Origin of the sequence: Streptomyces sp. NPDC051664 (assembly GCF_044453545.1) — a bacterium.
GTDB lineage: Bacteria > Actinomycetota > Actinomycetes > Streptomycetales > Streptomycetaceae > Streptomyces.
The window spans coordinates 231,732-249,240 of record NZ_JBITCU010000004.1 but is presented as its reverse complement, the minus strand read 5'-3'; the positions used below and the strand labels follow the sequence as shown (position 1 = coordinate 249,240).

The window sequence follows — 17,509 nt, the reverse complement described above, 5'->3', positions numbered from 1 at the left end:
GTGAGTCCCTCAACCTAGGTTCCTGACCGAAGACGAGAGTACGACACGCCGCCCGCGGATCAGCCGCGGCGCTCCTGCTTCTGTTTGTCCTCGACACAGAGAGTGGCCCGGGGGAACGCCTGCATCCGCGCCTTGCCGATCGGCTTGCCGCAGATCTCGCACAGTCCGTACGTCCCCGCGTCGAGCCGGGCGAGCGCCCGCTCGGTCTGCTCCAGCATCTCCGTGGCATTGGCGGCGAGCGCCATTTCGTGCTCACGGGTGATGTTCTTCGTACCGGTGTCCGCCTCGTCGTCACCGGCCCCGTTGCCGGAGTCCCTCATCAAACCGGCGAGCGCGACCCCGGAGGCCTCCAGCTCACTGCGCAGCCGCATGATCTCGCTGGTCAGCTCGGCCCGCGCCTCCGAGACCTCCTCCGGCGTCCAGGGGGCCTCGCCCGGCCGTACGGCCAGCTCCCCGGGTGCTGTCGCGGTGCCCCGGGCGGGCGGTACGGGCGCCGCGCCCTTGCCGGCCGTGCGGGTCCGGGCTGCGCTCTTCTTGGCTACCACCGTGTGGGCTCCCGTCTCCTCGGCGGCCTCGGCCGCCCCCGTGTCCGCCGCAGCGGCCTTCTTCGAAGCCTTCTTGACCGCGCTCTTCTTCGCAGTGGCCTTCTTGGCCGGAGCCTTCTTCGCCACGGCCTTCTTCGCTGCCGCCTTCTTGGTCGCCGTGCTCTTCGCCGCGGCCTTCCCCGGACCCGGATCCGCAGCGGTCTGCGAGCCCGCCTCCTCGGTCGTCGCCTCGGCCGCCGCGCCCGTGGATCTCGCTGACGCCGACTTCTGTTCGGCGGTCTTCTTCGCCACCATGGCCGCGGCCCCTTCACATATTGTGATCTTGCACGCGAATCGTGCTGGGACGATAAATCGACCCCAGCCCCGCGGCAACGGGGCACGCCGCCGGATCGCCCCTCCTCGTGCCGGATCACCGCGCGCCTGAAACCGTTGTGCCCAGCTCCCCGCCCGGTAATCCGGCTCCCGGCCCCCGCCAGGACTCCGTACGACCGGTCGCGCCATTCGGGTCACGCTTGCGCCCCCTGGATAAACCGGTCGGCCGTCGCCCGTACGGGCCCGTACACTGGCCCCAGCGAGAGGCATGGATGGGACGAGTAGCGTCGTAGGCAGCCAGGAGCGACCCGGGGACGGTGCGAGCCCGGGGGCGAGCGCGTCGTGAAAATCACCCGGAGCCGTCGGAAGAACGCCGCAAGGCAAGTAGAACCGGCATCGCGACCCCAATGAGGGGGCCACGGGCGTACACCCGGGGCCAAGGAGGGTGGTACCGCGGGAGCCGGCACGGTTCTCGTCCCTCCGACGGAAGTGGAAAACGTCCGCCGGAGGAATCTCGCCCATGACATCGCCGCAGTACCGCCAGGTACCCGCCCAGGTCGACCTTCCCGCGCTGGAGCACGCCGTGCTCGACTTCTGGCGCGAGAGCAAGGTCTTCGCCAAGAGCCTCGACCAGTCCGAGGGCCGCCCCGAGTGGGTCTTCTACGAGGGCCCGCCGACCGCCAACGGCATGCCCGGCGCCCACCACATCGAGGCCCGCGTCTTCAAGGACGTCTTCCCCCGCTTCCGCACCATGCAGGGCTACCACGTGGGCCGCAAGGCCGGCTGGGACTGCCACGGACTGCCGGTCGAGCTCGCGGTCGAGAAGGAGCTGGGCTTCAACGGCAAGAAGGACATCGAGGCGTACGGCATCGCCGAGTTCAACGCCAGGTGCCGCGAGTCCGTGACCCGCCACACCGACGCGTTCACCGAGCTCACGACCCGGATGGGCTACTGGGTCGACCTGGACGACGCGTACCGCACGATGGACCCGTCGTACATCGACTCCGTCTGGTGGTCCCTGAAGGAGATCTTCAACAAGGACCTGCTGGTCCAGGACCACCGCGTCGCCCCGTGGTGCCCGCGCTGCGGCACCGGTCTGTCGGACCACGAGCTGGCGCAGGGTTACGAGACGGTCGTCGACCCCTCGGTCTTCGTACGCTTCCCGCTCACCTCCGGCCCGTTGGCCGGCGAGGCCGCGCTGCTGGTCTGGACGACCACCCCGTGGACGCTGGTCTCCAACACCGCGGTCGCCGCGCACCCCGACGTCACATATGTCGTCGCGACCGACGGCGAGGAGAAGCTCGTCGTCGCCCAGCCTCTCCTGGAGAAGGCACTCGGCGAGGGCTGGGAGCTCACCGGCCAGTCGTTCACCGGCCGCGAGATGGAGCGCTGGACGTACGAGCGCCCGTTCACCCTGGTGGACTTCCCGAGCGACAGCGAGGGAAGCGACGGGCACAGCCCGGCGCACTACATCGTCAACGCCGAGTACGTGACGACCGAGGACGGTACGGGTCTGGTCCACCAGTCCCCCGCGTTCGGTGAGGACGACCTCAAGGTCTGCCGCGCCTACGGTCTGCCGGTCGTGAACCCGGTCCGCCCCGACGGCACCTTCGAGGAGAACCTGCCGCTGGTCGGCGGCATCTTCTTCAAGAAGGCCGACGAGGCGCTCACCGAGGACCTGGCCGCCCGCGGCAAACTCTTCCGCCACGTCCCGTACGAGCACAGCTACCCGCACTGCTGGCGCTGCCACACCGCGCTGCTCTACTACGCGCAGCCGTCCTGGTACATCCGTACGACCGCCGTCAAGGACCGGCTCCTCGAAGAGAACGAGAAGACCAACTGGTTCCCGGACTCGGTCAAGAACGGCCGCTTCGGCGACTGGCTGAACAACAACGTCGACTGGGCACTGTCCCGCAACCGCTACTGGGGCACCCCGCTGCCGATCTGGCGCTGCGAGGACAACCACCTCACCTGCGTCGGCTCCCGCGCCGAGCTCACCGACCTCACCGGCGCCGACCAGTCGGACCTGGACCCGCACCGTCCGTTCATCGACGCGATCACGTTCACCTGCACACACGAGAACTGCCAGCTGGAGGCGTACCGCGTCCCGGAGGTCATCGACGCCTGGTACGACTCGGGTTCGATGCCGTTCGCCCAGTGGGGCTACCCGTACAAGAACAAGGAGCTCTTCGAAAGCCGCTACCCGGCGCAGTTCATCTCCGAGGCCATCGACCAGACCCGCGGCTGGTTCTACACATTGATGGCCGTCGGCACGCTGGTCTTCGACAAGTCGTCGTACGAGAACGTGGTCTGCCTGGGCCACATCCTCGCCGAGGACGGCCGGAAGATGTCCAAGCACCTGGGCAACATCCTCCAGCCGATCCCGCTGATGGACCAGCACGGCGCGGACGCGGTCCGCTGGTTCATGGCGGCGGGCGGTTCGCCCTGGGCGGCGCGGCGCGTGGGCCACGGCACGATCCAGGAGGTCGTGCGCAAGACCCTGCTCACGTACTGGAACACGGTTGCCTTCCAGGCCCTGTACGCCCGTACGTCGAACTGGGCGCCGTCCGCGGCCGACCCGGCCCCGGCGGACCGCACGGTCCTGGACCGCTGGCTGCTCAGCGAGCTGAACGCACTGGTGGACCAGGTCACGCAGGCACTGGAGGGCTACGACACCCAGCGCGCCGGCAAGCTCCTCTCCGCGTTCGTGGACGACCTGTCCAACTGGTACGTACGCCGCTCCCGTCGCCGCTTCTGGCAGGGCGACAAGGCGGCGCTGCGCACCCTGCACGAGGTCGTCGAGACGGTCACCCGGCTGATGGCCCCGCTGACCCCGTTCCTCACCGAGCGGGTCTGGCAGGACCTGGTCGTCCCCGTCACCGTGGACGCCCCCGAGTCGGTCCACCTCTCCAGCTGGCCGAAGGCGGACCTCACGGCCATCGACCCGGCCCTCTCCACCCAGATGGCGCTGGTACGCCGCCTGGTCGAGCTCGGCCGGGCCACGCGCGCGGAGTCGGGCGTCAAGACCCGCCAGCCGCTCTCCCGGGCGCTGGTCGCGGCGTCGGGCTTCGACGCGCTCTCCCCCGACCTGCACGCCCAGATCACGGAGGAGCTGAACGTCTCCTCGCTGGCCTCCCTCTCGGAGGTCGGCGGCTCGCTGGTCGACACGACGGCCAAGGCGAACTTCCGGGCGCTGGGCAAGCGGTTCGGCAAGGGCGTCCAGGCGGTCGCGAAGGCCGTGGCGAACGCCGACGCGGCGGCGCTCTCGCTGGCCCTGCGCGAGGGCACGGCGTCGGTCGAGGTGGACGGCGAGCAGGTCACCCTCTCCCCCGACGAGGTGATCATCACCGAGACGCCGCGCGAGGGCTGGTCGGTGGCGTCCGACTCGGGCGCGACGGTCGCTCTGGACCTGGAGATCACCCCGGAGCTGCGGCGCGCGGGGCTGGCCCGTGACGCGATCCGGCTGATCCAGGAGGCCCGCAAGAACAGCGGCCTGGACGTCGCGGACCGCATCGCCGTCCGCTGGACGTCCACCTCGCCGGCGACGGTGGAGGCCCTGACCGAGCACGCACCGCTGATCGCGGACGAGGTGCTGGCGCTGGACTACGCGGAGGGTGAGGCGGACGAGGCGTACGGCGCCCCGTTCGAGGACGAGGGCCTGTCCCTCTCGTTCCGCCTCCGCAAGACGGAGCAGTAACCCGCACCGGAGCAGCGAAAGGCCCGGCCGGAACGATTCCGGCCGGGCCGTTTGCTGCTCCGCAACGCCGGAGGGGCTGACTTTCCCGCCTCGTCGGCGACTGCGACGCGGTGTCCGGGGCAGAGCCCCGGTCCGGGAAGGGGGCGGCCAGGGGACATGGACCGCCACGGGCGCACCCCTACCCGCTGCCCGCTGCACACGGCAAAAGGGCCGGGCCCCGGGGAAAACCCCGGGGCCCGGCCCTCAGCCTGCCGACGGCTACGCGCTCAGCGCGCGCAACCCGCTCAGTTGTCGTCCTCGTCGATCAGGAACCCACGCATCGGCGACGGCGCCTGCTGCATCGGCTGCGGCGCCTGCGGCCGCACCGGTGCCATCGGCTGCGTCATGGCCGGCGACATCTGCTGCTGGCCACCGTAGGACGGTCCGGCGCCCATGGACGGGTTGCCGCCCATCTGCGGGCCACCGTGACCACCGTGGTTGCCACCCATGGTGTGACCCATGGCACCCGCACCGGCCGGAGCCAGCGAGGGCGACGGCGGCAGCGAAGCGGCAGCCGGGGTCCGCGGCGGGGCCAGCGAGTCGTCGGCCTGGGTCTCCAGCTGACGCAGCTGGCTCTCCAGGTAGGACTTCAGCCTGGTCCGGTACTCGCGCTCGAAGCCGCGCAGGTCCTCGACCTTGCGCTCAAGCGTCGCGCGGGCCGACTCCAGCGAGCCCATCGCCACGCGGTGCTTCTCCTGCGCGTCCCGCTCCAGTGCGTCCGCCTTGGCACGCGCGTCGCGCTCCAGGCCCTCGGCACGGCTCCGCGCCTCGCCGACGATCTTGTTGGCCTCGGAACGGGCCTCCGCGATCGCCTGGTCGGCGGTCTGCTGTGCGAGCGAGAGGACACGGGCGGCGCTGTCGCCACCGGGGCCCTGACCGGGCTGCTGCATCTGCGGCTGCTGCATCTGCGGCGGCTGCATCTGCTGCATCTGCTGCATCTGCTGCGGCGCGTGACCCATGGGACCGCCCATGGGGCCGCCCTGCATCGGGCCGGGGCCGTGCTGACCCTGAGGGCCGGGGCCGTGCTGGCCCGGACCGTGACCGCTGGGACCGGCGGGCAGCTGCGGAGCACCACCGGGCAGCTGGGGGGGACCCATCTGCGGGGGCTGCTGCTGGACCGGCGGACCCGATATGGCGGCGGGCACGGGTGCCCCGGGCCGGTCCTGCGGCTCCGGCTTCCGCATGCCCTGCTGCTGGTTCTGCGCGGCGGCACGCGTGGCGGCGGCCAGCTTGGCGCGCAGGTCCTCGTTCTCACGGAGCAGGCGGGTCAGCTCGGACTCGACCTCGTCGAGGAAGGCATCGACCTCGTCCTCGTCATAGCCTTCTCGGAGACGGACGGTCGTGAACTGCTTGTTCCGCACGTCCTCGGGGGTCAGCGGCATCTCTTCTTCACCTCTACGTAGTCGTCGGCAGTCGGCAAGACCGTATCGTTCACAGCCTGGTCACAATCGCGATCAGGATGTAGACGATGATCATCAGAACGAAGAAGGACAGGTCGAGTGCCACGCCCCCGAGACGCAGCGGCGGAATGAACCGCCGCAGAAGCTTGAGCGGTGGATCGGTGACAGTGTAGGTGGCCTCAAGAAGCACCACCATCGGCTTGCCTGGCTGCCATGAACGTGCGAACTGGAAGACGTAGTCCATGACCAGCCGGAAGATCAGCACGATGAGGAAACACATCAGCGCGATATAGACAACCTGCAGTGCGACGCCCATTTCGCGCTTCCCTCTCCCCTGGCTCTCGTAGCTCCGGCCTCTCGGCCGGGGTCGTTCCCGGTGTCGTGTTCTCAGCTCTGGTTGAAGAATCCGCCCTCAGCGATGCGGGCCTTGTCCTCCGCCGTGACATCGACGTTAGCAGGCGACAACAGGAACACCTTCTGCGTCACCCGTTCAATGCTGCCATGGAGACCGAAGACGAGTCCTGCGGCAAAGTCGACAAGTCGCTTCGCGTCCGTATCGTCCATCTCCGTGAGATTCATGATCACCGGAGTGCCCTCACGGAAGTGTTCCCCGATGGTACGGGCCTCGTTGTAGGTCCGGGGGTGCAGCGTGGTGATCCGGTAGGGCTCCCGCTCGGACACGACCTTGGGCATGATCACCGGTGCGTTCTTCTCCATGTTGGGGCGTTCAGGTGTGATGGATGCCACGGGCGCGATTCGGGCGGGTCGCACGCTCTCCGCCGGGATCTGGACGGGCTCCCGCTGCGCGGGCGGCTGCACCACTCGTACCGGTTCGTCCCGCTCGCGGTCCCGCTCCACCTGATGCGCGGGCTGGTGCCGCCGCCGGTCACGCTCCGGCTCCGGCTCGGGTTCGAATTCGTCGTCGGGGTCGAACCCCGGACCGTCGTACCCATCGTCCTCCACGAGGCCGAGGTAGACCGCCATCTTGCGCATCGCGCCGGCCATGCTCTGAGTCCTCCGCTCTGTGGTGGATCGGAACCTGTCACCAAGTGCCCGCGATCCACTCAGGCCTGCCCGCCAAAGGCGGGAATGACCATATTTTCTGCTGTGGTCCGACTTGCTTGGCGACGTTACCCGAGCCCGGGTCGGACTCCGAGTACCGCAGTACCGACGCGCACATGTGTCGCTCCGGCCGCAACCGCTTCCTCGAGGTCCGCGCTCATCCCTGCAGAGACCATGTTCGCAGCCGGATGGTTCCCGCGCAGGCGGGATGAGAATTCCATCAGCCGGTCGAATGCCGCGCGTTGCCGCCCGGCGTACGGTCCGGCGAGCGGGGCCACGGTCATCAGACCGTCGAGCCGGAGCCCCGGCGCGGCGGCAAGCGCGCCGGCCAACTCCTCGATCCCGTCCGGCGCCACGCCGCCCCGGTCACCGCGCTCGCCGCTCTCCGCGTCGAGGGCGACCTGGATGAGACACCCGAGTTCGCGCCCACCGTTCACGGCGGCGGCCGAGAGGGCCGTGACCAACTTGGCCCGGTCGACCGACTGCACGACATCCGCATAACTCGCCACAGAACGAACCTTGTTCGTCTGCAGTTGTCCGACAAAGTGCCATGTGAGCGACAGATCCGCACAAGTGGCTGCCTTGGGTGCCGCATCCTGGTCACGATTCTCCGCAACATGACGCACACCGAGTTCATGCAGGATTCGCACATCGCTCGCGGGATAGGTCTTCGTGACCACGATGAGGGTCACTTCTTCCCTTTTGCGGCCGGCGGCGGCACAGGCGGAAGCAATACGTTGCTCCACCTGTGCCAGATTTTCTGCGAGTTGAGCCTTACGGTCCGTCATGCCCTATCAGTCCAACCAGACATATCCGGCGAGCCGCCCGGTGGTGCGGTCGCGGCGGTACGAGAAGTGGTCGCCCGATTCCAGGGTGCAGGCGAGCGACTTGTGCCGGTCCCGCACCCCGAGGGCTTCGAGCTGGGCATGGACCCCGGCGGTGACATCCACGGCCGGCGTCCCCCAGCTGGTCTCGGACCACGATCCGGGAACTGCCTCGGCGACCTCGGACCGCATCTCCGCCGGGACTTCGTAACACCGGCCGCAGACGGCCGGGCCGGTGTGCGCGGTGATCCTGGAGGGCTCCGCACCGAGCGTCACCATGGCCTCGACCACGGCGGGGACGACTCCGGCGACCAGACCGGGGCGGCCGGCGTGTGCCGCCGCCGCGATCCCGGCGACCGGGTCGGCGAGGAGTACGGGGGTGCAGTCGGCGGTGAGCACGGCGAGCGGGAGTCCGCGTCGCGCGGTCACCACCGCGTCCACCGCGGGAATCTCGGAACCGTCCGGCCAGGGCCCGTCGACCACCGCCACGTCCCGCCCGTGCACCTGGTTCATCCAGACAACCTGCGCCGGGTCGAGACCGAGGCTGCCGGCGGCGCGCTCTCGATTGGCGAGAACGGCGGCGGAGTCGTCCCCGACCGCGCCGCCGAGGTTGAGCTCCCCGTACGGAGCGGCGCTCACCCCACCCCACCTGTCGGTGAAGGCGAAGTGAGCGCCACCCCCCGAGGACACGGAGGACACTGCGGTCACTGCGTGGTGCCGGCCTATCACTTCAAGAAGTCCGGAACATCCAGCTCTTCGGCCTGGGTGTCCTGGTAGGAGGGACGGGCCGGCGGGACGTGCGGCTGGGAGACCGGCGACATCGAGGTCTCGTTCGCCACCGGTACGGACTCGGCCGGGGTCTCCTCGCGGACAGGCACGGAACCGAGCCCGCCGGACTGGCGCACCGGCTCGGCGGACCGGACCGGCGTAGCCTGCTCCTCGCGCTTGCCGGCGCCCGCACCGAGGACGTTCTCGCGACGGGCCGGCGGCTGTCCGCCGTCGAAGCCCGCAGCAATCACGGTGACCCGCACCTCGTCGCCCAGCGCGTCGTCGATGACCGCACCGAAGATGATGTTCGCCTCCGGGTGGGCCGCCTCACTCACCAGCTGGGCGGCCTCGTTGATCTCGAAGAGACCGAGGTCGCTGCCGCCGGAGATGGAGAGCAGGACACCACGGGCGCCGTCGATGGACGCCTCCAGGAGCGGCGAGGAGATCGCCATCTCGGCCGCGGCCACCGCGCGGTCGTCGCCGCGGGCCGAGCCGATGCCCATGAGCGCCGATCCGGCCTCGGACATGACCGACTTGACGTCGGCGAAGTCGAGGTTGATCAGACCCGGGGTGGTGATGAGATCGGTGATGCCCTGGACGCCCGAGAGCAGTACCTGGTCGGCCGACTTGAACGCGTCGAGCACGCTGACCTGGCGGTCCGAGATGGACAGCAGTCGGTCGTTGGGAATGACGATGAGGGTGTCGACCTCTTCGCGGAGCTCGGCGATGCCGTCCTCCGCCTGGTTCGCGCGGCGCCGGCCCTCGAAGGTGAACGGGCGGGTGACCACACCGATCGTGAGGGCGCCGAGCGAGCGCGCGATGTTGGCGACGACGGGTGCGCCGCCGGTGCCGGTGCCGCCGCCCTCTCCGGCGGTGACGAAGACCATGTCGGCCCCCTTGAGGACCTCCTCGATCTCCTCACGGTGGTCCTCTGCCGCCTTACGACCGACGGCCGGGTTGGCCCCGGCCCCGAGGCCGCGGGTGAGTTCACGGCCGACGTCGAGCTTGACGTCGGCGTCGCTCATCAACAGGGCTTGCGCATCAGTGTTGATCGCGATGAACTCGACGCCCTTGAGACCGACCTCGATCATTCGGTTGATGGCATTGACACCACCGCCGCCGACACCGATGACCTTGATGACTGCGAGGTAGTTCTGCGGTGCTGCCACGTCGAAGGCCTCTCGCCTCGAGTTACGTGTCGTCGCTTCGCGGATCTCCCGCCGCGACGACTGATGCCGATTGGGACGGTCCGAACGCCGACCCAAACCCTAACGTTGAAGTTTAGGGTTACCAGTGTGTCTGCTTCTTGGACTCTTCCGAACAGGACACTAAGTCGACAAGTGGCGCACGTTCAACGAACACGCCGAACCTCCCGTTTTTCTTTTCACCCTATGTGATCACCCGTAGCGCTGACCAACCAGGGTGCTGGCCAGGCCAAATGCACGTCAACTGCCCGACACCGCAGCAGCGGTGGGTGCACTCACGTCGAAGTGTCCCGCTTTGGGAGCCGCTTTCATGAGAGCGGTGAGGACTCTTGCCTTCACCGGCCCCTCTTCGCCGCTGCCCCAGACCACCGTGCGGTGACCGGTCAGCTCCAGGGAGATCGAATCGTACGAGGTGACCCGCACGACCTGGGTGTCCTTGGCAACTGCGCCGGGAAGTTCACCCGCGACCCGGACCGCTTCCCGCACCAGCCGGCCGCTGCCGAAGCGGCGCAGACTCGCAGACTGATCGGGGGTCAGCTCCAGCAGCGGAACGCGCTTCGGCGCCCTGTCCACCGTGGCGAAACGGACACCTTTCACGTCCACTTCAATGAACTTTGTGTCCTTTTTCATCAACAGGACCGGTTTGCGTTCAGTCACTTTAAGTCCGATGCCGTGCGGCCATGACCGTACGACATCCACCGAGTCGATACGAGGCAACTTCTGGCGCAACCGGTCCGCGACGGCGCCCGTGTCCACGGAGACCATCGGGGCCCCGATCGGCACCGCAGCGGCGGCCTCCACCTCGGCCGGGGTCAGTACGTCGACACCGGTGGTCGTGACCTGTTCGGCCCGGAGCCAGGACGAGCCGTAGAGCGTCCAGACGGAGCCCGAAGCGAGCAGCAGGACGCCGACGGTGATCACGATCAGCAGTCTGCGGCTGGGCAGTCTGCGCCTGGTGGGGCGCGGCGGGCGGGCCGGGTCGTCCTGCTGCTGCCCTGCACCGCGCCGGGCGGTCGTCGGTCCGGCCACGCTCGCTCCTTATGCCGGGTCCGGGGGCGACGCCCCCGGACCCGCCCGCCTCACGCGTTGCGGCGTGCGGCAATCGCCTCGTACACCATGCCGACGAGCAGGTCGTCGGCATCCCTGCGGCCGAACTCGGCGGCGGCGCGGGACATTTCATACAAACGGTGCGGATCCGCAAGCACCGGGAGGACGTTGCTCTGCACCCACTCGGGGGTGAGCGCCGCGTCGTCCACCAGCACTCCGCCGCCGGCGTTGACCACCGGCTGGGCGTTGAGCCGCTGTTCGCCGTTGCCGATCGGCAGCGGGACGTAGGCGGCGGGAAGCCCGACGGCGGAGAGTTCGGCGACGGTCATCGCGCCCGCGCGGCAGAGCATCATGTCGGCCGCGGCGTACGCGAGATCCATCCGGTCCACGTACGGTACCGGGACGTAGGGCGGCATCCCGGGCATGTTGTCGATGCGCGGCAATTCGTTCTTCGGGCCGACCACGTGCAGGATCTGGATCCCGGAGCGCTGCAGCAGCGGGGCGACCCGCTGGATCACCTCGTTGAGGTGGCGGGCGCCCTGCGAACCGCCGGAGACCAGCAGCGTCGGCAGGTTGGGGTCGAGGCCGAACGCGTTTCGCGCCTCCGGGCGGACCCGGGCCCGGTCCAGGGTGGCGATGGTGCGGCGCAGCGGGATGCCGATGTAGCGGGCACCGCGCAGCTTGCTGTCCGGGGTGGACACGGCGACCCCGTGCGCGTACCGGGAACCGATCTTGTTGGCCAGGCCCGGCCGGGCGTTCGCCTCATGGACGACGATCGGCACCCCGACCCGCTTGGCGGCCAGGTAGCCGGGCAGGGCGACATAGCCGCCGAAGCCGACCACGCAGTCCGCCTTGGTGCGCTCCAGGATCTGCTCGGCGGCCTTGATGGTGCCGCGCAGCCGCCCCGGGACAGTGATCAGTTCGGGGGTGGGCTTGCGCGGCAGCGGAACGGCCGGGATCAGCGCCAGTTCGTACCCCCGCTCGGGTACGAGCCTGGTCTCGAGTCCGCGCTCCGTGCCCAGGGCAGTGATTCCCACGCTCGGGTCCTGCCTGCGCAGGGCATCCGCGAGGGCAAGCGCGGGCTCGATGTGGCCGGCGGTCCCCCCACCGGCGAGTACGACATGCACCGAAATTCACCGCTCTCCGGACGGACGCTTCTTGACGCGCCGTCTCATCGTCTTCCATCTCACCCCGGGCCTCCGCATGGCCAGGGCCGCCTTCGCGGCGGGTTCCTCTCGCGCGAACGCGATCAGCAGCCCGACAGCGAACATGGTCGGCAGCAGGGCCGATCCTCCGTAGGAGAACAGCGGGAGAGGGACCCCGGCGATCGGCAGCAGGCCGAGCACCGCACCGATGTTGATCACGGCCTGGACCGTGATCCAGGTGGTCACACCTCCCGCGGCGTACCTCACGAAGGGGTCCTCCGTGCGTCCGGCCACGCGGATACCCGCATAGCCTAGAGCCGCGAAGAGGGCGAGCACCGACAGCGTCCCCGCCAACCCCAGTTCCTCCCCGGTGACGGCGAAGATGAAGTCGGTGTGAGGTTCGGGCAGTTGGCCCCATTTTTCCACACTCGCACCCAGCCCGGATCCGAACCATCCGCCGGACGCCAGAGCGTAGATGCCGTGCACCGCCTGCCAGCACGAGCCGTCGGGGCCAGGTTCGCTGACCCCCATGCAGCTGAGGCGTGACATCCGGTTCGGACTGGTCTTGATCAGCAGGAAGGCAAGGACTCCCGCTACGGCGAGCACCCCGGCGAAGAGCCGGGTGGGCGCCCCGGCCAGCCAGAGCAGGCCGAAGAGGATCGCGGTGAGAATGATCGCAGTTCCCATGTCCCCGCCGAGCATGATCAGCCCGAGGAGCATGAAGGCGACCGGGACGAGCGGCACCAGCATGTGCTTCCACTGCGTCAGCAGCCGCTTGTCCTGTTTGCGGGCGAGCAGATCGGCGCTCCAGAGGATCAGGGCCAGCTTGCCGAACTCGCTGGGCTGGAGCTGGAAGGGGCCGCCCAGATAGAGCCAGTTCTGGTTGCCGTTGACCGACATCCCTATCCCCGGCACCTGGACCAGCACCATCAGGAAGACCGTGCCCATGAGCAGCGGGTAGGCGAGCGCCCGGTGGAGCTTGACGGGCATCCGGGAGGCGATCACCAGCAGCGCGGAGCCGATGACGGCGGCGAGGAACTGTTTACGGAAGAAATACGTGCCGGGCTTGTCCAGCTCCAGCGCCTTGATCATCGAGGCGGAGTAGACCATCACCAGGCCGAGCACGGTGATCAGCAGGCCGGCGCCGAGGATCAGGTAGTACGCGGTCAGCGGGCGGTCCCAGGCCCGGTGCGCCTGCTCGTACATCCGCCGTACACCGCTGCTGCGGGGAGCGCGTGGGCCGGAGCCGTCGTGGCCGCCCCTGGAGCGCGGCACCGCGGGCCGCCGCCCGGCACCCGCCGCCAGCCTGCCGCGCAGAGCGAGGCCGGCAGGCGCCGGGGGCCCTGCCAGGCGGGCGGAGGCGAGGAGGGGTGGGGCGAGCGCCCGGCTGATCGCCGCGGTCGCCTGTGAGCGGCCTGTGCCGCGCGCGGCGGAGCTCTCGTCGGCCGGCATTGTCGCTGTCCCCTCCACTGCTCGTGCCCGGGGCTGCTGCCGAGGGCCGGGGCGCGCGGCGGAGCCGCTCGTACCCGGGTCTCCGGGACAGTACGGCGCGGCGGCCGGGCCCGTCAGGCGCTCTCGTCGGCGAGTGCGCGGACCGCGTCCGCGAATGCCTCGCCCCGCTTGTTGTAATTGGCGAACATGTCCATCGAGGCGCAGGCCGGGGCCATCAGTACGGTGTCTCCCGGCCGGGCGAGCCGTGCCGCCTCGCGGACCGCCTCGGACATCGCCCCAGTGTCGGTCCGGTCGAGGTCGACGACCGGGACCTCGGGGGCGTGTCGCGTGAGGGCTTCGCGGATCAGTGCCCGGTCGCGGCCCACCAGCACGACGCCGCGCAGCCGCTTCGCCGCCCCGCTCACCAGCTCGTCGAAGGCGGCGCCCTTGGCGAGGCCGCCGGCGATCCAGACGATCGGGTCGTATGCCGCGAGGGAGGCCTCCGCGGCATGGGTGTTGGTGGCCTTGGAGTCGTCGATGTACGCGACTTCGGCGACGTCCGCGACATGCTCGATGCGGTGCGCGTCGGGGCTGAAGGCCCGCAGTCCGTCCCGTACCGCCCTGGGCTCGACGCCGAACGCGCGGGCCAGTGCCGCGGCCGCCAGGGCGTTGGCGATGTTGTGCGGGGCGGGCGGGTTGACGTCCCCGACCTCTGCGAGCTCCTGTGCCTGCTTCTGCCGGTTGGTCACGAAGGCCCGGTCGACGAGGATGCCGTCGACGACGCCCAGCTGGGACGGTCCGGGGGTCCCGAGGGTGAAGCCGATGGCGCGGCAGCCCTCCTCGACGTCCGCCTGCCTGACCAGGTCCTCGGTGGCCTTGTCGGCCGCGTTGTACACGCAGGCGATCCGGTTGCCCTCGTAGATCCGCCCCTTGTCCGCGACGTACGCCTCCATGGAGCCGTGCCAGTCGAGATGGTCGGGCGCCAGGTTGAGGACGACCGCGGAGTGGGCGCGCAGCGAGGGTGCCCAGTGCAGCTGGTAGCTGGAGAGCTCGACGGCGAGTACGTCGTACGTCTCGTCGCCGAGCACCGCGTCCAGCAGGGAGACCCCGATGTTGCCGACGGCCGCCGTGCGCAGCCCAGCCGCCTCCAGGATCGAGGCGAGCATCCGTACGGTCGTGGTCTTGCCGTTGGTGCCGGTGACCGCGAGCCAGGGGGCCGGTTCCCTGCCGTCGTGGCCGCGCAGCCGCCAGGCGAGCTCGACGTCGCCCCAGACCGGGACGCCCGCCTCGGCGGCTGCTGCGAAGAGCGGCTTGTCGGGCTTCCAGCCGGGGGTGGTGACGATGAGCTCGGTGGACTCGGGCAGGGTCACCCCGTCGCCGAGGCGCACGGTGATTCCCTGCGCCTCCAGCTCGGCGGCCTGCGCACGGGAGCGCTCGTCGTCACCGTCGTTGACCACGGTGACGACGGCGCCGAGGCCGTTCAGGACACGGGCGGCGGGGATACCGCTGACACCGAGCCCCGCGACGGTGACGTGCTTGCCCTGCCAGTCCTGGTTGCTCACTTGGCGGCTGCCCACCCTGCGTAGAAGAGACCGAGTCCGACGATCACACACATGCCCTGGATGATCCAGAAACGGACCACGACAAGGACTTCGGACCAGCCCTTGAGTTCGAAGTGGTGCTGGAGCGGCGCCATCCGGAAGACCCGCTTGCCGGTCATCTTGAAGGAGCCGACCTGGATGACCACGGACATGGTGATCATCACGAAGAGGCCGCCGAGGATGGCCATCAGGAACTCGGTGCGGGAGCAGATCGCGAGACCCGCGAGCGCGCCGCCGAGTGCCAGCGAACCGGTGTCACCCATGAAGATCTTGGCGGGCGAGGTGTTCCACCACAGGAAGCCGAAGCAGGCGCCCATCAGCGCGGAGGCGACGACGGCGAGGTCGAGGGGGTCGCGGACCTCGAAGCAGGCGTTGGGGTTGGTCAGGGAGACCGCGTTGGCGCAGGACTCCTGGAACTGCCACAGCCCGATGAAGGTGTACGCGCCGAAGACCATCACGGAGGCGCCGGTGGCCAGACCGTCCAGACCGTCCGTCAGATTCACGCCGTTGGACATGGCGAGGATCATGAACAGCGCCCAGACGACGAACAGCACCGGGCCGATCGACCAGCCGAAGTCCGTGACGAACGACAGCTTCGTGGAGGCCGGGGTGTTGCCGCGGCCATCGGCGAACTGCAGCGACAGCACCGCGAAGGCGATGCCGACGATCAGCTGGCCGGCCATCTTCGCCTTGGCCCGCAGACCGAGCGAACGCTGCTTGACGATCTTGATGTAGTCGTCGAGGAACCCGACAAGGCCCATGCCGGTCATCAGGAACAGGACCAGCACACCGGAGAAGCGCATCTGCTCGCCGGTGATCACCTTCGCCAGGACGTACGCCATCAGCGTGGCCAGGATGAAGGCGATGCCGCCCATGGTGGGCGTGCCCTTCTTGCTGCCGTGGCTGCGCGGGCCGTCGTCGCGGATGAACTGCCCGTATCCCTTGCGGGCCAGGAGCTTGATCAGCAGCGGGGTACCGACCAGGGTCAGGAAGAGGCCGATGGCCCCCGCGAAGAGGATCTGCCTCATCGGCCGGTGACCTCGCCCTCGGTCGAGTTCTCCAGCAGTGCCTGGACGACCTTTTCCAGGCCGGCCGACCGGGACGCCTTCACCAGCACGACGTCTCCCGCGCGCAGTTCACTGCGCAACAGGTCGACGGCAGCCTGTGCGTCGGACACGTGCACCGACTCCTCACCCCACGAACCCTCGTTGTATGCGCCCAGTTGCAGCCAGGAGGCTTCTCGGCCCCCGACCGCGACGAGCTTGCTGACGTTGAGCCGGACGGCGAGCCGTCCGACCGCGTCGTGCTCGGCGAGCGAGGCGTCGCCGAGCTCGGCCATGGGGCCGAGCACCGCCCACGTACGCCGGCCCTTCCCCATGGCGACCAGCGCGCGCAGCGCTGCTCGCATGGATTCGGGGTTCGCGTTGTAGGCGTCATTGACGAACGTCACGCCGTCCGGACGCTCGGTGACCTCCATACGCCAGCGGGAGAGGGTGCCCGCCTCGGAGAGCGCTTCGGCGATCTCGTCTGCGGACAGGCCCAACTCATGGGCGACGGCGGCCGCGGCGAGCGCGTTCGACACGTGGTGCTCACCGTACAGGCGCATGGTCACATCGCTGCACCCGGTGGGTGTGTGGAGCGTGAAAGCGGGGCGGCCGTCGTCGGTGAGACGGACCTTCTCTCCCCGTACGTCCGCATCCGCGGCTTCGCCGAAGAGCAGCACCCGGGCTTTCGTACGGGAGGACATGGCGCGCACGAGCGGGTCGTCGGCGTTGAGGACGGCGACTCCGTCCTCGGGGAGCGACTCGACCATCTCGCCCTTGGCGATGGCGATCTGCTCGCGGCCGCCGAACTCGCCGATGTGCGCGGTGCCGACGTTGAGGACGAGGCCGATCCGCGGCGGGATCAGTCCGGTGAGGTAGCGGATGTCACCGATGTAGCGCGCACCCATCTCGAGGACGAGGTGCTGGGTGCTCTCGGTGGCGCGCAGGGCGGTGAGCGGCAGTCCGATCTCGTTGTTGAGGTTGCCCGCGGGGAAGACGGTGGGACCCTTGCGCTCCAGGAGTTGGGCGATCAGGTCCTTGGTGGAGGTCTTGCCCGCGGAGCCGGTGAGAGCGACGACGGCGGTGCCGAGCCGTCCGACGACGGCCCGGGCCAGGGCGCCGAGCGCGACGATGACGTCGTCGACGACGATGGCCGGGACGCCGACGGGGCGGGCGGCCAGTACGGCTGCCGCGCCCGCCTCGACGGCGCGCTGCGCATAGTCGTGGCCGTCGACCCGCTCGCCGGCGAAGGCGACGAACAGGCTGCCTTGCTCCACCGCTCGGGAGTCGATGACGACAGGTCCGCTGACGGTCGCTGCCGGATCCGGTATGTCGTACGACTGCCCGCCGACGATATCGGCGATCTCGGCGAGGGTAAGGGCGATCACTT

At 69.5% G+C, this 17,509-nt stretch carries 14 protein-coding genes; 1 reads left to right on the top strand and 13 read right to left on the bottom strand.

Annotated elements, in window-relative coordinates; all coding sequences use genetic code 11:
- Positions 1-59: 59 nt before the first annotated feature.
- Positions 60-839, bottom strand: a complete 780-nt coding sequence (locus ACIA8E_RS10165; protein ID WP_399296394.1) for a TraR/DksA family transcriptional regulator — start codon at positions 837-839, stop codon at positions 60-62.
- Between the two features lie 538 nt (positions 840-1,377).
- Here ACIA8E_RS10165 and ileS point away from each other — a divergent pair.
- Positions 1,378-4,554 carry an isoleucine--tRNA ligase gene (gene ileS / locus ACIA8E_RS10160; protein ID WP_399296392.1) on the top strand — a complete coding sequence of 1,059 codons (3,177 nt, stop codon included), beginning with the start codon at positions 1,378-1,380 and terminating at the stop codon, positions 4,552-4,554.
- A gap of 284 nt (positions 4,555-4,838) precedes the next feature.
- On the opposite strand, the gene ACIA8E_RS10155 is transcribed toward ileS, so the two are convergent.
- From ACIA8E_RS10155 to murF, 12 genes are all read right to left on the bottom strand, one after another.
- Positions 4,839-5,975, bottom strand: a complete 1,137-nt coding sequence (locus ACIA8E_RS10155; protein ID WP_030919361.1) for a DivIVA domain-containing protein — start codon at positions 5,973-5,975, stop codon at positions 4,839-4,841.
- Between the two features lie 49 nt (positions 5,976-6,024).
- Positions 6,025-6,309 (bottom strand): YggT family protein, encoded by a 285-nt coding sequence (locus tag ACIA8E_RS10150; RefSeq protein ID WP_030919359.1) that lies wholly within the window; start codon positions 6,307-6,309, stop codon positions 6,025-6,027.
- Positions 6,310-6,380: 71 nt separating this feature from the next.
- Positions 6,381-6,998 carry a cell division protein SepF gene (locus ACIA8E_RS10145; protein WP_030972886.1) on the bottom strand — a complete coding sequence of 206 codons (618 nt, stop codon included), beginning with the start codon at positions 6,996-6,998 and terminating at the stop codon, positions 6,381-6,383.
- A gap of 125 nt (positions 6,999-7,123) precedes the next feature.
- Entirely contained in the window at positions 7,124-7,843 is a 720-nt protein-coding gene (locus ACIA8E_RS10140; RefSeq protein WP_399296389.1) for a YggS family pyridoxal phosphate-dependent enzyme, read from the bottom strand.
- Positions 7,844-7,849: 6 nt separating this feature from the next.
- The gene (gene pgeF / locus ACIA8E_RS10135) at positions 7,850-8,608 is read right to left on the bottom strand and encodes a peptidoglycan editing factor PgeF (RefSeq protein ID WP_399296387.1); all 759 of its coding nucleotides are present in this window, start codon (positions 8,606-8,608) and stop codon (positions 7,850-7,852) included.
- Positions 8,605-9,816: a cell division protein FtsZ gene (gene ftsZ, locus ACIA8E_RS10130; RefSeq protein ID WP_399296385.1), complete on the bottom strand. Its 1,212-nt coding sequence runs from the start codon at positions 9,814-9,816 to the stop codon at positions 8,605-8,607. Before ftsZ ends, pgeF begins: the two co-directional genes overlap by 4 nt.
- 276 nt (positions 9,817-10,092) lie before the next feature.
- On the bottom strand, positions 10,093-10,881 hold the full coding sequence (locus ACIA8E_RS10125; RefSeq protein ID WP_399296383.1) for a cell division protein FtsQ/DivIB: 789 nt from the start codon (positions 10,879-10,881) through the stop codon (positions 10,093-10,095).
- A gap of 50 nt (positions 10,882-10,931) precedes the next feature.
- On the bottom strand, positions 10,932-12,026 hold the full coding sequence (gene murG / locus ACIA8E_RS10120; RefSeq protein ID WP_399296381.1) for an undecaprenyldiphospho-muramoylpentapeptide beta-N-acetylglucosaminyltransferase: 1,095 nt from the start codon (positions 12,024-12,026) through the stop codon (positions 10,932-10,934).
- 6 nt (positions 12,027-12,032) lie between these two features.
- A complete protein-coding gene (gene ftsW / locus ACIA8E_RS10115) occupies positions 12,033-13,496 on the bottom strand; it encodes a putative lipid II flippase FtsW (RefSeq protein WP_399296379.1) in 1,464 nt (487 codons plus the stop codon).
- A 113-nt stretch (positions 13,497-13,609) separates the two neighbouring features.
- Positions 13,610-15,037 (bottom strand): UDP-N-acetylmuramoyl-L-alanine--D-glutamate ligase, encoded by a 1,428-nt coding sequence (gene murD / locus ACIA8E_RS10110; protein WP_399296377.1) that lies wholly within the window; start codon positions 15,035-15,037, stop codon positions 13,610-13,612.
- The gene (mraY, locus tag ACIA8E_RS10105; RefSeq protein WP_030919322.1) at positions 15,034-16,104 is read right to left on the bottom strand and encodes a phospho-N-acetylmuramoyl-pentapeptide-transferase; all 1,071 of its coding nucleotides are present in this window, start codon (positions 16,102-16,104) and stop codon (positions 15,034-15,036) included. The genes murD and mraY overlap by 4 nt, the downstream gene beginning before the upstream one ends.
- Complete coding sequence (gene murF, locus ACIA8E_RS10100) at positions 16,101-17,507, bottom strand: UDP-N-acetylmuramoyl-tripeptide--D-alanyl-D-alanine ligase (protein ID WP_399296375.1); 1,407 nt, start codon at positions 17,505-17,507, stop codon at positions 16,101-16,103. Before murF ends, mraY begins: the two co-directional genes overlap by 4 nt.
- Positions 17,508-17,509 lie beyond the last annotated feature (2 nt).

Coding starts and splice junctions, on each gene's coding strand:
- ACIA8E_RS10165 (WP_399296394.1), bottom strand. CDS start 839: ATGGTGGCGAAGAAGACCGCCGAACAGAAGTCGGCGTCAGCGAGATCC.
- ACIA8E_RS10150 (WP_030919359.1), bottom strand. CDS start 6,309: ATGGGCGTCGCACTGCAGGTTGTCTATATCGCGCTGATGTGTTTCCTC.
- ACIA8E_RS10140 (WP_399296389.1), bottom strand. CDS start 7,843: ATGACGGACCGTAAGGCTCAACTCGCAGAAAATCTGGCACAGGTGGAG.
- mraY (WP_030919322.1), bottom strand. CDS start 16,104: ATGAGGCAGATCCTCTTCGCGGGGGCCATCGGCCTCTTCCTGACCCTG.
- ACIA8E_RS10145 (WP_030972886.1), bottom strand. CDS start 6,998: ATGGCCGGCGCGATGCGCAAGATGGCGGTCTACCTCGGCCTCGTGGAG.
- ileS (WP_399296392.1), top strand. CDS start 1,378: ATGACATCGCCGCAGTACCGCCAGGTACCCGCCCAGGTCGACCTTCCC.
- ftsW (WP_399296379.1), bottom strand. CDS start 13,496: ATGCCGGCCGACGAGAGCTCCGCCGCGCGCGGCACAGGCCGCTCACAG.
- ACIA8E_RS10155 (WP_030919361.1), bottom strand. CDS start 5,975: ATGCCGCTGACCCCCGAGGACGTGCGGAACAAGCAGTTCACGACCGTC.